Source organism: Arthrobacter sp. EpRS71 (assembly GCF_001512285.1).
Classification (GTDB): Bacteria; Actinomycetota; Actinomycetes; order Actinomycetales; family Micrococcaceae; genus Arthrobacter.
Genome location: NZ_LNUV01000004.1, coordinates 206,600 through 219,041, shown reverse-complemented (window position 1 = coordinate 219,041; position 12,442 = coordinate 206,600). Strand labels below are relative to the sequence as shown.

Here is a 12,442-nt window from a genome sequence, read left to right as displayed (position 1 = left end):
CTGGACCGCTCGCTCCCCCACACTAAGCCCAAGCTCTTCCACGATCTCACTAGCAGTCTTGCCGGCTTCGGCAAGGGCGCAGACTTCATCGAGATCGTAGTGGCGTCTTGGCATATATAAGAACGATTATAAACGAAAGGATGTCTAAATGAAGATGTATAGACATGGCGATTTGCTCGTCCACACGACAATTCGCCCCAATCTACGACTGGTTAAACAGTTCGTGGACGACAACGAAGTAACCCTGCTTCGCGGTGAAGCAACTGGGCACAATCACAAACTGATTGGCGACTTCACGCTTTATCGATCGAATGACTCGGTCGAGCAAGGCATGGGATATTTCGAAGTAAACACCAAAGCAAACCTCGATCACGAGGAACACGGAGTCATCGAACTGCCGAAGGGATTCTATGCAGTAGTAAGGCAGCGTGAGTACACGCCAGAAAGGATCGTATATGTCAGAGACTAAGCTCATCTCAGTTCCTATAGAGACCCGGGAGAAACTGCGAACTATCAGCAAGAAATTTTCCGAGCTGAACACAGGTTCCATTGGCGACGAATTCTGGATTGCTAGTAGCAACGGCGATAGTGGCTATGACTGGGGTCAGATGGACATAGGTGTCAACCGTGACGGGCAGCTAATTACTTGTGAACAAGGAGGCTGCTCCTGCAACGGACCTGAAGCGCCAACCGCAGACAAGCAGTGGCCCCTTACCGAGTCCATCGTGCTAAAGGAGGGTAACTACTCGGAAGTCGAGCCGACCGTCACGGAGCTGATCGAGGTCACTGACACGCTTTTCGACGTTCTCCAGGGCAGCACCGTAAACGCCGAAGCTGTCTTGAGCTTGCCGAATGCTGAGATCCGGCGTGCCGTCATAGAGCTCATTGGTTACGACAAGATTATTGATCGCGCAGAACTGCTTGATGAATCAACTGACGGTCGTTTGCTACGGATCAAACAGGAAAACGATGAAGATATCGTTCTTGTCCACGTCAAAGATCCATCGACCGAACGACAGTATTTTCTACGCGTTCCGCCTGCAACAATGACGGCGCGCGAGGCGAGGGCCTGGACATTCGGTTTTGAGGCTAAAGACTTCGAGCCAGTCGTAGAACGCTAGTTCGCGATGGTGTGCTCCCTGCAATGGAGATTGTGTGACGTATAAATCGACGCAGCCAACAGGGGTCAGACGCCGAAAAACATAGCGAACCATCACGGTGCAGAAAATCAAGAGCACCAAAAGTATTGCAAGTACGGGCAGATCATTGTGTCGCTCGTTATCAGGCAACCAAACCGGTTGATTCGTCAAATGTTCGGGTAAGGACGCCAGGACAGTGAGTTATCCACAGTCAGACAACGTAAGGACGGTTAGGCCGTCAAGGAACAACAGAATGAGAGAGATAAAGTTCAGAGCGCAAAACGGTAGCGAGTGGCGATGCGGCGACCTATTGAAAGGGAAAACAGACGACCCTCTTTGCTACATCCGCTACTCAGACGAAGATGGCGACACCATTGCGAGAAGCGTGAGACCAGAAACTGTTGGTCAATACACCGGCCTCAAAGACAAGAACGGTGTGGAGATCTATGAAGGGGACGTCTTGCTTGACGGCTGGGATAAGTCGCAACAGCGAGTAGCGCCAGTCAACTTCTTCTTCGGCACTTTCACGACCGACTTTTGCGAAGCTGATAATCGCTACTCACGCATGACCGACAGCGAAGTCGTTGGCAACATCTACGAGAACCCCGAACTGCTGGAGCCTCGCAATGTTTAGGCGCTTCCTTCACCTGATCGGTAAGTGCCCACGACAGCAGGCCAACTGGCCGTGCAACGGTGCGCCAGGAAGGTGTGGCTGGGATGTCTGAGTCACTTACCCAGACATCCCGCCTCCTGAAATTACTCAAGACCAAAGGCAGCGCCACCAACCGTGAGCTGAACCGGATCTGTTTCAGGTACGGAGCCAGGATTCACGACCTACGCCATGAAGGATACGAGATCGTGTCTGAACACATCAAGGATGGGCTTTGGAGATTTACATATAAGGGTCACAGGGATGACCAGGAAAAAGCAGCATGAAAGAACGACTATCCAAACAGATTGAAGAGAAGTTCCAGCACCTCACTGACGATGAGCTGATTGATCGAATCAACAAGGCACCAGACTTCGACTATGACGACGAAGCAGTGGAGCTGAACCGGCGTCTCGCACTCGGCGGACTCGCTTGGCGATGGTCGCAGGACTACGGCCACGAGACCGTTGAGGTGTTTACGCAAGAGGCCGGTGATGAGTCTTGATAAGTATCCCGACCTCACAGGCGGAGCCTGCACTGAGCTCGCTCCAGGGATCGCAGAGAAGTACTTCGAAGCGAACGCCCACACAGACCCCTTCCTAGCTAAGACAGCCAAGGCCATCTGTGCACGCTGCGTCATCCAGCCTCAGTGCTTGGAGTCAGCACTCAGCCGCACCTACCCAGATCGCGGTGTCGTCGGCGGTATGACTGCCAGCGCTATCCGCATTGCTAAAGAGTGGGACGCATACGACAAAGGTCTTCGCCCTAATCCCCCAAAGCTCAATCGTCCAGAAATCCCTGACTTCTACCAGTCATCACCCGCAGCCGAGGATGCAGCTGAGTATCGGGAGATTCAAGAGCTGTCGTTTGAAGAGCGGGTCTACAGCGTCTTCCTGGACGTGAAGCAAGGCAAGTACCGAACACTGAACCTGGCTATCGCGGACATCGCACTCTTGCACAGCCAGATCGTGGAGGGCATGAGCCGTGGGTGAACGACTGACAACTCACCCCGAATGGTCTGAGCTGTTAGAGACCGCACTTACCCTCCCCGGCGAGAGCGGACAGACGTACTCACGCTTCCGCACACTGAGCTTGGGTAATCAGGCGCTTCTCATGATGCAGAGTCGCATCATCGAGCCCCAGGAGACGTACAAGGGTTGGCTAGCGCTAGACCGGCAGGTCAAGAAGGGCAGCAAGGCCAAAGCGATCTACGTCCCTATGTTCCGCAAGGAAACCAAAGACAACGGTGACGAAGAGAAGCGGCTCTCTGGCTTTAGGTTGGTCAACTGCATGTTCGGTGTCTCAGACACTGAAGGCGAGGATCTACCGGAGTACGAGCCGCCTACGTGGAGCAAAGAACGCGCTCTGGGTGCCCTGGCTATCCAGGAGACTGCGTTCGAGACGATGGATGGCAACGCCCAAGGCTATAGCCGTGCACGTGAGTTCGCCGTCAATCCTGTGGCTGCCTATCCATTCAAGACAATGCAGCACGAGCTGAGCCATATCGTTCACGGACACACCACCGAAGAACGGCTTCAGGAGTACTCACTTCACCGTGGCCTGTACGAGTTCGAAGCTGAGGGCTCTGCCTACCTGATCATGAACGAGCTCGGTGCGAGCGATCAGTTTGATGCCGACGAGAGCCGGCACTACATCCAGACCTGGCTCCGAGGTGAGCAGCCAGACGAGAAGAGCATCCGGAGCGTGTTCAGCACCGCGGATCGAATCATTAAGGCAGGTAGGCCAGAAAGAGAGGCGAGTGATGAGTAATACAGATAAAAGCGAACTGGACAAAATACTCTGCGATGAATACTTGACCAACAGCACACGCAGGGAGCTTGAAGAGTATATCGCCCAGCAGTGCAATCAAGCGAGGATAGATGAGCGCAATAAAGGACATTGGTACGCTGGTGGATTTGGACGTGACGCAAACGGCTTTGAGGTTGGGTATAAATGCAACTGTGGATTCAAGGCGTCAAACAAATCAACAATCCATAGTCACGTTGACTGGAAAAAAGCCGAACTTCAAGCCCAAGCAAAAGAAACGGAAGGAGATCATAGATGAGCGAACGCCTCCCCGAGAGCCATGACAATTTGAACGACCAGCTGAGAGAGCTCCTAGAACATGGTGGCCAGCCCGTACACGCCATCCTCGGTCGCATCAACCTCTTCGATCCCGTTGAAGTACGTGAAGCAGTCGAGTTCTGCCAACAGCACATCTTCGGTCAGGACGTGACAGCCATCTATGTCCAGACCCCGGACGGCCTTACATCGAAGCTGGAGACAATGAAGCGCCTATCCCTGCGTGACATCGAGTCAGTTGGATGCGACGACGAAGGCAACGTCTATTTGATCCGAAAAACTGACTTGAATAATCAGAACGAATCGTCATAATAACGGGCAGAGGATGAACAGTTTAGAACGAATCAGAATCTACTACGAGCGCCAAGAGTCAGATGATCGCTATCAGGCATCTGAGGCTCGTATCAAAGCGAAGAAGAAACAGAGTTAGAAGAGTTGCCCGTCTAAGTTCTCTTAGGACCAACGTGTCAGACCGATCTGGGTGCAACCAGCGGCAACCTCTCCACTCGAACATCGCTCATCTCTACTGCCGGTGCGGTCATGGTGGCAGCTAGAAACCCCGAGGTGTCCTTAGACGCCAACCCAACGGAGATGAGCCTCGTCCTGTGGCTGTGTGTCTGCGATGAAACACAGCGATGGGACCAGGCTAGAGAAATAACCCTAAACGAGTACCAAATGGATGCGTAAAGCCGAGGTCATCTACCTGCCACTCCCCAAGCTTGAGAACGTGCGCGATGTCCACTGGCTCCAGCAAGAGCTGGAACGGGCCGAAGGACGTGTGGCGGACATAAAACGCATTCTTGGGATCAGGGCCGTGCAACAAGGTCCATCTGAGGGCGGTGATGAGACAGCGTAGACCAATCAAGTTCAACTCTGAGGCAATGCTCCACCAACAAGTAGCGGAGTATCTCAAAGTCCGATACCCCCGCGCTCTCTTTCGCACTGACTTTGCAGCCGGCCTCAAGTTATCGATGCCCCAGGCAGTTCTTCACAAGAAGCTTCAGGCAAGTCGGGCTTGGCCAGACATTCAGATTGCCGAGCCTGCGCACGTCCTCTACGGCGATTACCCAGGACTGTACATGGAACTGAAGCGCGAAGGCACCGTCATCTACAAGCAGGACGGCACACTCCGCAAGGACGAGCATCTAGAAGAACAAGCCATTATGTTGCAACGACTCAGGGACCGTGGCTACAAGGCAGAATTCGCCGTTGGCTTCCAGGAAGCCCGCAAGCTCATCGATGAGTACCTCACCGGGGGAAGTCCCATCTTCTAAATCGCAGACGTGACTGTGCAGCCAACGGGCTGCACTGAACCTCCACGATAAGGAAGTGAGTGCAGTGCCTCTTGGAATCTTGATCCCAGTAGACATGGACAAGCCGCTTGAGTTGAAACAGCTGGACGGGCTCAGGCCCCTTCAAGAAGCCGTCGGTGGATTGATCGAACCGATGACCATTGAACGGCCCGAAGCAACCATCTTCGTCAATGAAGAGGGCGTGCTCATGGATGTGCCGGTCAACCGGCGAGCATCCCTGATCTTGTGGGTCGGGCTCACCCGCTACCGTTCAGCAGCTCCGATCCTCGGTGACGCTGTACTCATCGGCGTTCCCAATGATGACGGCGTGACTCAGGATGTCCCGTATTTCTATCGGCACCTGCTTCTAGAAGCTAAACACTTCAGGGTGCAGATGCAGCCGATAGACGACATGATGTGGAGGCAGCACGACAAAGTCTTTACGGACTGGATCACTGCCTACAACACAGTCCTGCGCTACGCAGAGAAGAACGCCCTGGTCAACCACGTACGCGTGGTGGCCGGATAATCGTGGACTACCCCTTTACTTCGGTGAAGGGGTTTTTCCATCTTCAATGTCTGGAACAGCCGACACTACGACCGCAGGTACGGGCAACACTGTTACAGGCGCCAAGGGCTCTTCCGTTGGTTCCTCGACGTCTGGGACCGCCTCTTGCTCCCGGATGTCGTCAGCCAAGGCCTGAAGCATGCCCTCGGCCTCGTGAATCATGGATGGAATGTTGGATGCAAGGCACTTCACCATGTATTGAGCCAAGGCGAACTCAGCCAACAGAGCAGCTCGTTTGAGCAGATAGTCATCGGGCGCATCTCGTCGGCTTACCGCGTAGCTCTCTAGAACAGCATCTACGAAGTCCTGCTCATTGGACGCGATCAACCAAGCGAAGTCACCGGCAGGGTCACCGATTCCCAGTTCAGTCCAATCGGTAACGCCAGTAACTCGTTCCCCGTCTACCAACACATGCCCTTCGTGCAGGTCACCGTGGATCACACTGGGATTGAAGTGCCACAAAGACACATCCTCCATCGCGTGCTCCCACCTGCGCAGCAGGGAAGAAGGAATCATTCCAGTGGTGGCGGCCTGATCGAGTTCGTTCAGTCTGCGCTGTCGGACCTCGTGGTGCGTGTAGACCGGCAGGTCTGCATCGCTAACAAGGGACCTCGGAAGGTCGTGTATGGCGGCCATTACCGTGCCGAGCTCACGAGCAAGTCCCTGAGATCCAGTCGTTAGTTCTTCAAGGCTTCGTGTAGCGCCTGGCACGTGGGAGTAAACGAAAGTGCTCAGGTCACCCAGCTTCACGCTTCCAACGGCAGTCGGAATAAGAAACGGAAGATTCGCTCGAATCGCGGGAGTGAAGGCCTTCAGCACGGAGACCTCAGTCTCCATGCGCGCACTGGCCTCGTCATGCAGAGGTGAGCGCACCCGCCATCGCTTACCCTCAGTGTCCACTAGCAGAGCGCAATCAAAGTCAGCGGAATCATCAGGGGCAGAGCCAGCAGCGGTCAGGGTCAGTCCAGGCACTGCCGCAGTTGCAATAGCTGCTAGTTCAATGGGGGTTCTTCTCACCATCCCAGAGTAGATTGAATACCTCTCCAAACATGCGTCCGGGGACGGCGAGCCCTACGAGGCCGCGAAAAAGACATGAAAAAGGGCAGGTAGGGAGAGTCAAAGCTCGAATCCCTACCTGCCCGTATTTGATGAGTTACTCATGCGCCTGCATGAAGATGCTGGATCACAACCGTTCTTGTTCAGTGCCTTGTGGGCGATACCCGTTACGACGACCACGGATCGAATCCGCGTTGGCCAGAACTTCAGGTGTTACCACCTTCTCGAAGTCAGCCTTAGTGACGATGATCTCTTCCGAGCTCCCGTCAGGATGACGCAGTTCCAACTCGACAACGTTGGTGACGCGCTTGAGCGGAGTCAGTTCTTCGGCTGTTGCGTCGAAGAGCTTCCCCAGGCTGCGGACAACCACGGTAATGACAGCTTCTTCAGCGACGATCTCCCCACTGATGTCAGAAGTTCGCTTGGAGACGTATCCCATCTTGTTCACCCCCTCTAAGGGCTAGGTACAAGTAATCGACTGATTCGATCACTACTGCCGCTGATTATGAGGGAATGCTATTTATTGTCAATAAGATTATTGGTAAAATAGATGATGAATGAATGACTTTGATCTCGCTGTATATCTGAAGAAATCTACCGCCGCAAGTGGTGTCTCTCTTCGAGTGTCAGGCAATGCGCTAAGTCTTGTCGCTCCATTGTTGTCCGTCTAGACAACAAAGAACTAGGGCCGCCGCGTGTACGACGGACCCTAGTAAAATCTTCGATCAAGTGGCTCTTAACCGTCAATGACCTTTCGTGCCCGGTTTCCACGGGCACCCATCTCTTTGTACATCCTCTTCAGCAGATCGAGCTCCTGCTGGTTCAACTTGGACAGGCCTCCCATCTCGGCTTTGAGAAGGACACGGTCGTATTCCTCGTTTGTTGCCATTTCTATCTCCTCTTCTAGAAGTTCTTCCAGCGTCCGACTTTGACTGAAGCAGACCGCAGCTGACGCTCCACGCCATAGATCATCTGCATGGCATTGCCGACCCACTGGAAGATCTTGCGGTGCGAGCGATCAAAATAGACCCGCCCGTGGGTCATGTTGTCGATCTCCTGGAAGTCCACATTGAAGGTATACAGAAGTCGAGTGGTATTTCCTGCTGCAACAGTGATGCGTCCCGGATTGTACTCCGTGACATAAATAGCATCTTGGATGCCGAGGGGGCGGACGGCGAAGTCGTTCCCATTCGTCAGCTGCTCCTGCACGCCCATAAGGACCAGAGTTTGAGTGTCTTGTAATGAGTGCTGGGATTGAAAGGTACCTATTTCACCGGCTGGTGCGAACAAACCCACATTGCCCCCTCTAACGAGTACGAACCGATTACTCGGCCTGAGTATGTCCAGTCTTTAGTAGAACTATCGAGGCTGTCAATTGACAATTCCGCGACAAGAGAATTATCAATTCTGTCATGTAATTAGTAGTTTGATCTCGCTATAAATAGGGGTGTTCGTCTGCTATAAGCGGAGAGTGTTTTGGCGTATCGTTGCTTCGTCAAGGAACAAGACGCCTCGATGTGCACGCGACGCGGCCCCGGGTCTGGGAAGTCCCGAGCCTCCGCCAATGATGGCGGCAGAGGTGGCACTGTGGTGGGGATTTTCAAAGGGAGGCCTGCGGATGAGCCTCACAGCTGTCGACTGGACGGCGGCCAGCGAGTGGATGGCGGTCACCTCCATGGCTGCTGTGTCGGCCAAGTCCGGGAGCAAGCCTGGCAAACGCTCCGCCAACATCGTCTTACCTGCCCCAGGGGGCCCTGTCAGCAACATGTGGTGGCCGCCGGCAGCGGCTACCTCCAAGGCACGGCGGGCCTCACCTTGCCCCGAGACGTCACAGAGATCCGGCATTAACGGTGCGTTATCCGCGTCATCCTCAGGAACATCGATGTCCACAGGGTTGTAGTCGAGAGCGAGCTCTTTGGGGTCCGCCCCAAAGTCAAAAGCAAGCCGGGCCAGGGTCTTGTAACCGCGAACCTTCGCTCCCGGGACCAGCGAGGCTTCCTCAACGTTGGCGTCAGCCACCACGACGTCCGGGTATCCCGCCTGAACAGCCGCCATAACAGCAGGCAGGATGCCCCGTACCGGCCTCAATCGTCCATCAAGCCCGAGTTCCGCAATAAACACGGTTCCGCCAATTTCGCGGATGTCGTCGGCAGCACGGAGCACCGCCATAGTGATGGCGAGATCAAACCCAGAGCCCCGCTTCGGAAGGGATGCTGGAATGAGATTGGCCGTGATCTTGCGCCTGCTCAGGGGAATTCCCGAGTTTTGGGCGGCCGAGCGAATGCGCTCTTTAGCCTCATTCAGGGCGGCATCGGGTAACCCCAGGATGACGAAGTTCGGAAGCGTTTGGCCAATGTCAGCTTCCACCTCCACGATGTAACCGTTAAGCCCCACCAAGGCGACACAGTAGCTGCGCCCGACCCCCATCAGCCGACACCGCGCAAATGCTCAAGTTGCGGCTCACCGACGCCGCTGTCAATGACGGAAACAACATCGATCCGCGTGCGCAGTGCAGCAAGATCGTGCTCGCGGCACCACCACGACGACAAACGATGAAGACGCGCGAGCTTGGCTGCACCCACCGCCTCAAAAGGATGACCGTAATCCAGGCTCTTCCGGGTCTTTACTTCGGCAACGACCACGACGTCGCCCTCGATCGCCACGATGTCGATCTCACCGTCCGGGCACCGCCAATTGCGATCGACGATCCGCATTCCCTGGTTTTCCAGAAAATCGGCCGCCAGTGCTTCACCGTTGCGGCCAAGCAGGTCTTTTGCTCTCATGACCACCACCTCCAAACACCAGTTTTCAGACTGGCGGGGAGCGGCGGCAGGGGGTCAATGCACTATGTGGGTAACCCTGCAGAAGTCAGGACTGTGGAGGAATACTGAACCAGGAAAGGCAGGCATTAGTTGCCCAGATCTCCCAGATCGCCAAGGCCGCCATCCTTCGGCAGAGCGAGGTCCTCGCTCCGCGGCAGTTCCTCTACGTTGACGTCCTTGAACGTGATCACCCGGACATTCTTCACGAAACGCGCAGAACGGTAGACGTCCCAGACCCAGGCATCCTGCAAGGTGAGGTCAAAGTAGACTTCGCCGTCCGCACTGCGGGCCTGCAGGTCCACGTGGTTGGCCAGATAGAAACGCCGCTCGGTTTCCACTACGTAGCTGAACAGACCGACAACATCCCGGTACTCGCGGTAGAGCTGAAGCTCCATGTCGGTTTCATAGTTCTCAAGGTCCTCGGCGCTCATAGTTCCATCTTGCACTATCAGCCGGGCAGCCCGCGCCACATGGGGTGGCAGCGTGGGTCTGAGGCATCAGGCCAGATCAGGACCGGTGAGGTTCCAGCTTGTCCGGTGATGGACACTGGGGCCTTGCGAGCGAATGACATCACGGTGAGCGGAAGTGGCGTAACCCTTATTGACGTTCCAGCCATAGGAGGGAATCTCCGAATGCAGGTCCACCATAATCCGGTCGCGGGCAACTTTGGCCAGGACACTGGCGGCGGCAACACTGAGACAACTCATATCCGCTTTGATCCTGGTATGCACTGGCGCCTCGCACCACGGGCCGGGGTCGGGACTGTCGAAGAGTGAGGCCTGAACGTCCGGCGAGAGCCAATTGTGGCTGCCGTCCAACAGCACAATGTCCGGAGTGATGCCGCCTTCAAGGATGTCAAACCAAGCACGGGTTCCGGCCAGCCGTAGGGCGGCGATGATGCCGATTTCGTCAATCTCACGGGATGACGCGTGCCCGACGGCGGAGGCCACAGCCCACTCTCGAACAAGGGGCTCAAGCCTGTCCCGGTCCTCGGGCTTGAGCAGCTTGCTGTCCCTGACATCAGCCAGCAGACCGTGCTCTTCCAGGTTCACCACAGCAATGCCAACACTGACCGGTCCGGCCAGGGCCCCCCGCCCAACCTCATCCACTCCGGCAAGTAAGCGCACGCCGGATGACAAGTAGGACCGCTCGATGTCCAGGGTTGGGAATCCCACGGGGCTCTTGGCCTTTTTGGTGGTTTTAGCCTGCGTCTTGGCCGAGGCCTTCGCCGCAGCCTTGGCAGGAGTTTTGGCCGGAGCTTTCCCCTTGGAACTGGTAGCCATGGATGCCATTACTTTTCCAGGTGCCTTACTTAGCCGGGGTACCTTCAGGGACGTCACGGAAAACGTCCTGATAGTTATCCAGGATGGTCCATCGGTTAATGGGCCACGCAATGACGGTGGCTTTGCCTTCAACATCCTCGATGTTGATGAAACCGCCGTTGACTTCCTGGTGCATCCGGGAATCTTCGGAGTGGTTGCGGTTATCTCCCATCACCCACACCTTTCCTTCCGGAACAACAATATCGAAGGTCTTCGGCTGCGGCACCTCGGCCGGGTTGATGTAACTCTCGTTCACCGGCACGCCGTTGATGGAAAGACGGCCCTCTGCATCACAGCAGGAAACCCTGTCCCCCGGGAGGCCGATGATGCGCTTAACCAGGTGCTGATCATTGTTATCAGGAGCCAAACCAACGAACTCCAACCCGTCTCCCACCCAGTCCATGGGTCCAGCCGGCTTCGTCGCCACTGGCGGCAGCCACGCCTGGGCATCCCTGAAGACCACAACATCCCCGCGCTCGAGGTCGAAGGGGCCGGGCACCAGGAGATTGATGAAGATGCGATCGTTGACGTCCAGGGTGCTTTCCATGGACTCGGACGGAATGTAGAACGCCCTGAACAGGAAAGTCTTGAGGAGGAAGGACAACACCAGCGCAATCGCCACCACGGTGACGATCTCCTTGACCCATACAAGCACCGGGTTTGTACGGGGTTTCTCAGCTGCGTGGGATCCGCCCTCGGACGGTGAGCCGTCAACCGGGCGGGGATCAGCCATGCCGGCGGCACTGGCCGTTCCATCCGAGAGCCGGGCGCCATCGTGGTACCGCTCGGGGTTCTCTGGAGCTTTGTCCGGCATTTACTGTCCGTTCTTCGGTGGTGTTTCGGCCTGCGCTGAGCGAGGTATTTCTGCAAATCTATCAAGTGGCCAGACGATCCGGACCGGTTGGCCTATAACGCGCTCAACGGGCACCATGCCGCCGCCAGGGGCGCCCAGAAGCCCACGCGAATCAGCAGAACGCGAACGGTGATCACCCATAAGCCAGAGGCGGCCATCAGGAACCACCACATCGAATTTCTGTTTGCTGGGTTCGTCCCCCGGATAAAGGTAGGGTTCCTCAAGAACCTGACCGTTCACCGTGAGGTGCCCTGCCGTGTCGCAGCACTGGACGTGATCGCCCCCCACCCCTATGACACGCTTGACGTACGTGGTGTCGCTGCCGGTGAGCCCGAACCATTGGCTGGCGGCGGACACCGAATCAACAAAAGGCCCTTGTCCGCTGCTTAGGGGATCGAAGGAACCGCGGCCGTCGAAAACCACAATGTCCCCGCGGCGGATCGGTTCAGAGGCGAAGGCTGTCCGAGAGACGAGGATCCGGTCCCCTTCTTCAAGAAGGGGTTCCATGGACTCGGAGGGAATGTAGTAAACGTCGAGCCACAAGGACCGGACGAGGCCGCTGATCGCAACGGCCAGCACCAGTGCGAGCAAAACAAAACGCCAGCCCTGTTTCCGGGGCTGGCGTTCTGATGTGTCCATGGCTCGTATCCCTGTTGCGT

At 55.9% G+C, this 12,442-nt stretch carries 20 protein-coding genes and 1 pseudogene; 11 read left to right on the top strand and 10 right to left on the bottom strand.

Going from position 1 to position 12,442, the window contains the following annotated elements; translation table 11 throughout:
• The first annotated feature begins 148 nt into the window (after positions 1-148).
• The 11 genes from AR689_RS22665 to AR689_RS08360 all read left to right on the top strand — a co-directional run bounded on the left by AR689_RS22665 (position 149) and on the right by AR689_RS08360 (position 5,691).
• The gene (locus tag AR689_RS22665; RefSeq protein WP_156424556.1) at positions 149-469 is read left to right on the top strand and encodes a DUF8820 family protein; all 321 of its coding nucleotides are present in this window, start codon (positions 149-151) and stop codon (positions 467-469) included.
• Positions 456-1,121 carry a DUF6745 domain-containing protein gene (locus tag AR689_RS08400; protein WP_062069015.1) on the top strand — a complete coding sequence of 222 codons (666 nt, stop codon included), beginning with the start codon at positions 456-458 and terminating at the stop codon, positions 1,119-1,121. The genes AR689_RS22665 and AR689_RS08400 overlap by 14 nt, the downstream gene beginning before the upstream one ends.
• Positions 1,122-1,392: 271 nt before the next feature.
• The gene (locus AR689_RS08395) at positions 1,393-1,773 is read left to right on the top strand and encodes a YopX family protein (protein WP_062069013.1); all 381 of its coding nucleotides are present in this window, start codon (positions 1,393-1,395) and stop codon (positions 1,771-1,773) included.
• Between the two features lie 83 nt (positions 1,774-1,856).
• Positions 1,857-2,075 (top strand): helix-turn-helix domain-containing protein, encoded by a 219-nt coding sequence (locus tag AR689_RS08390; protein ID WP_062069011.1) that lies wholly within the window; start codon positions 1,857-1,859, stop codon positions 2,073-2,075.
• Complete coding sequence (locus AR689_RS08385) at positions 2,072-2,293, top strand: hypothetical protein (protein ID WP_062069009.1); 222 nt, start codon at positions 2,072-2,074, stop codon at positions 2,291-2,293. Before AR689_RS08390 ends, AR689_RS08385 begins: the two co-directional genes overlap by 4 nt.
• Entirely contained in the window at positions 2,283-2,780 is a 498-nt protein-coding gene (locus AR689_RS08380) for a WhiB family transcriptional regulator (RefSeq protein WP_062069007.1), read from the top strand. Before AR689_RS08385 ends, AR689_RS08380 begins: the two co-directional genes overlap by 11 nt.
• Positions 2,773-3,558 (top strand): ArdC-like ssDNA-binding domain-containing protein, encoded by a 786-nt coding sequence (locus tag AR689_RS08375; protein WP_062069005.1) that lies wholly within the window; start codon positions 2,773-2,775, stop codon positions 3,556-3,558. The genes AR689_RS08380 and AR689_RS08375 overlap by 8 nt, the downstream gene beginning before the upstream one ends.
• Positions 3,551-3,853, top strand: coding sequence for a hypothetical protein (locus AR689_RS22995; protein WP_156424554.1), 303 nt, complete (start codon positions 3,551-3,553; stop codon positions 3,851-3,853). The genes AR689_RS08375 and AR689_RS22995 overlap by 8 nt, the downstream gene beginning before the upstream one ends.
• Entirely contained in the window at positions 3,850-4,182 is a 333-nt protein-coding gene (locus AR689_RS08370; protein WP_062069003.1) for a hypothetical protein, read from the top strand. The genes AR689_RS22995 and AR689_RS08370 overlap by 4 nt, the downstream gene beginning before the upstream one ends.
• Positions 4,183-4,949: 767 nt before the next feature.
• Positions 4,950-5,144 (top strand): hypothetical protein, encoded by a 195-nt coding sequence (locus AR689_RS22990; protein ID WP_156424553.1) that lies wholly within the window; start codon positions 4,950-4,952, stop codon positions 5,142-5,144.
• A gap of 64 nt (positions 5,145-5,208) precedes the next feature.
• Positions 5,209-5,691: a DUF3846 domain-containing protein gene (locus AR689_RS08360; RefSeq protein WP_062068999.1), complete on the top strand. Its 483-nt coding sequence runs from the start codon at positions 5,209-5,211 to the stop codon at positions 5,689-5,691.
• A 15-nt stretch (positions 5,692-5,706) separates the two neighbouring features.
• Here AR689_RS08360 and AR689_RS08355 read toward each other — a convergent pair whose 3' ends face one another.
• From AR689_RS08355 to lepB (AR689_RS08315), 10 genes and pseudogenes are all read right to left on the bottom strand, one after another.
• A complete protein-coding gene (locus tag AR689_RS08355; protein WP_502686010.1) occupies positions 5,707-6,750 on the bottom strand; it encodes a macrolide 2'-phosphotransferase in 1,044 nt (347 codons plus the stop codon).
• Between the two features lie 163 nt (positions 6,751-6,913).
• Complete coding sequence (locus AR689_RS08350; protein WP_062068997.1) at positions 6,914-7,234, bottom strand: hypothetical protein; 321 nt, start codon at positions 7,232-7,234, stop codon at positions 6,914-6,916.
• A 288-nt stretch (positions 7,235-7,522) separates the two neighbouring features.
• Positions 7,523-7,675: a hypothetical protein gene (locus AR689_RS22985; RefSeq protein WP_156424552.1), complete on the bottom strand. Its 153-nt coding sequence runs from the start codon at positions 7,673-7,675 to the stop codon at positions 7,523-7,525.
• A gap of 14 nt (positions 7,676-7,689) precedes the next feature.
• Entirely contained in the window at positions 7,690-8,082 is a 393-nt protein-coding gene (locus tag AR689_RS08345) for a hypothetical protein (RefSeq protein WP_231745470.1), read from the bottom strand.
• 192 nt (positions 8,083-8,274) lie between these two features.
• Positions 8,275-9,213 (bottom strand): annotated as a pseudogene (locus AR689_RS08340) (YifB family Mg chelatase-like AAA ATPase); the annotation flags it as partial.
• Positions 9,213-9,578: a YraN family protein gene (locus AR689_RS08335; protein ID WP_082697871.1), complete on the bottom strand. Its 366-nt coding sequence runs from the start codon at positions 9,576-9,578 to the stop codon at positions 9,213-9,215. The pseudogene AR689_RS08340 and the gene AR689_RS08335, both read right to left, overlap by 1 nt.
• Positions 9,579-9,694: 116 nt before the next feature.
• Entirely contained in the window at positions 9,695-10,039 is a 345-nt protein-coding gene (locus tag AR689_RS08330; RefSeq protein WP_018776202.1) for a DUF2469 domain-containing protein, read from the bottom strand.
• A gap of 66 nt (positions 10,040-10,105) precedes the next feature.
• On the bottom strand, positions 10,106-10,900 hold the full coding sequence (gene rnhB, locus AR689_RS08325; RefSeq protein ID WP_062068991.1) for a ribonuclease HII: 795 nt from the start codon (positions 10,898-10,900) through the stop codon (positions 10,106-10,108).
• Between the two features lie 16 nt (positions 10,901-10,916).
• On the bottom strand, positions 10,917-11,744 hold the full coding sequence (gene lepB, locus AR689_RS08320) for a signal peptidase I (RefSeq protein ID WP_062068989.1): 828 nt from the start codon (positions 11,742-11,744) through the stop codon (positions 10,917-10,919).
• Positions 11,745-12,422 (bottom strand): signal peptidase I, encoded by a 678-nt coding sequence (lepB, locus tag AR689_RS08315; RefSeq protein WP_062068987.1) that lies wholly within the window; start codon positions 12,420-12,422, stop codon positions 11,745-11,747.
• Positions 12,423-12,442: the final 20 nt, after the last annotated feature.

Excerpts from the sequence above, each read along its gene's own strand:
- rnhB (WP_062068991.1), bottom strand. The coding sequence starts at position 10,900 with ATGGCATCCATGGCTACCAGTTCCAAGGGGAAAGCTCCGGCCAAAACT.
- AR689_RS08385 (WP_062069009.1), top strand. The coding sequence starts at position 2,072 with ATGAAAGAACGACTATCCAAACAGATTGAAGAGAAGTTCCAGCACCTC.
- AR689_RS22985 (WP_156424552.1), bottom strand. The coding sequence starts at position 7,675 with ATGGCAACAAACGAGGAATACGACCGTGTCCTTCTCAAAGCCGAGATG.
- AR689_RS22995 (WP_156424554.1), top strand. The coding sequence starts at position 3,551 with ATGAGTAATACAGATAAAAGCGAACTGGACAAAATACTCTGCGATGAA.
- AR689_RS08390 (WP_062069011.1), top strand. The coding sequence starts at position 1,857 with ATGTCTGAGTCACTTACCCAGACATCCCGCCTCCTGAAATTACTCAAG.
- lepB (WP_062068989.1), bottom strand. The coding sequence starts at position 11,744 with ATGCCGGACAAAGCTCCAGAGAACCCCGAGCGGTACCACGATGGCGCC.
- AR689_RS08400 (WP_062069015.1), top strand. The coding sequence starts at position 456 with ATGTCAGAGACTAAGCTCATCTCAGTTCCTATAGAGACCCGGGAGAAA.
- AR689_RS08355 (WP_502686010.1), bottom strand. The coding sequence starts at position 6,750 with ATGGTGAGAAGAACCCCCATTGAACTAGCAGCTATTGCAACTGCGGCA.
- AR689_RS08395 (WP_062069013.1), top strand. The coding sequence starts at position 1,393 with ATGAGAGAGATAAAGTTCAGAGCGCAAAACGGTAGCGAGTGGCGATGC.
- AR689_RS08380 (WP_062069007.1), top strand. The coding sequence starts at position 2,283 with ATGAGTCTTGATAAGTATCCCGACCTCACAGGCGGAGCCTGCACTGAG.
- AR689_RS22990 (WP_156424553.1), top strand. The coding sequence starts at position 4,950 with ATGGAACTGAAGCGCGAAGGCACCGTCATCTACAAGCAGGACGGCACA.
- lepB (WP_062068987.1), bottom strand. The coding sequence starts at position 12,422 with ATGGACACATCAGAACGCCAGCCCCGGAAACAGGGCTGGCGTTTTGTT.
- AR689_RS08330 (WP_018776202.1), bottom strand. The coding sequence starts at position 10,039 with ATGAGCGCCGAGGACCTTGAGAACTATGAAACCGACATGGAGCTTCAG.
- AR689_RS08370 (WP_062069003.1), top strand. The coding sequence starts at position 3,850 with ATGAGCGAACGCCTCCCCGAGAGCCATGACAATTTGAACGACCAGCTG.
- AR689_RS22665 (WP_156424556.1), top strand. The coding sequence starts at position 149 with ATGAAGATGTATAGACATGGCGATTTGCTCGTCCACACGACAATTCGC.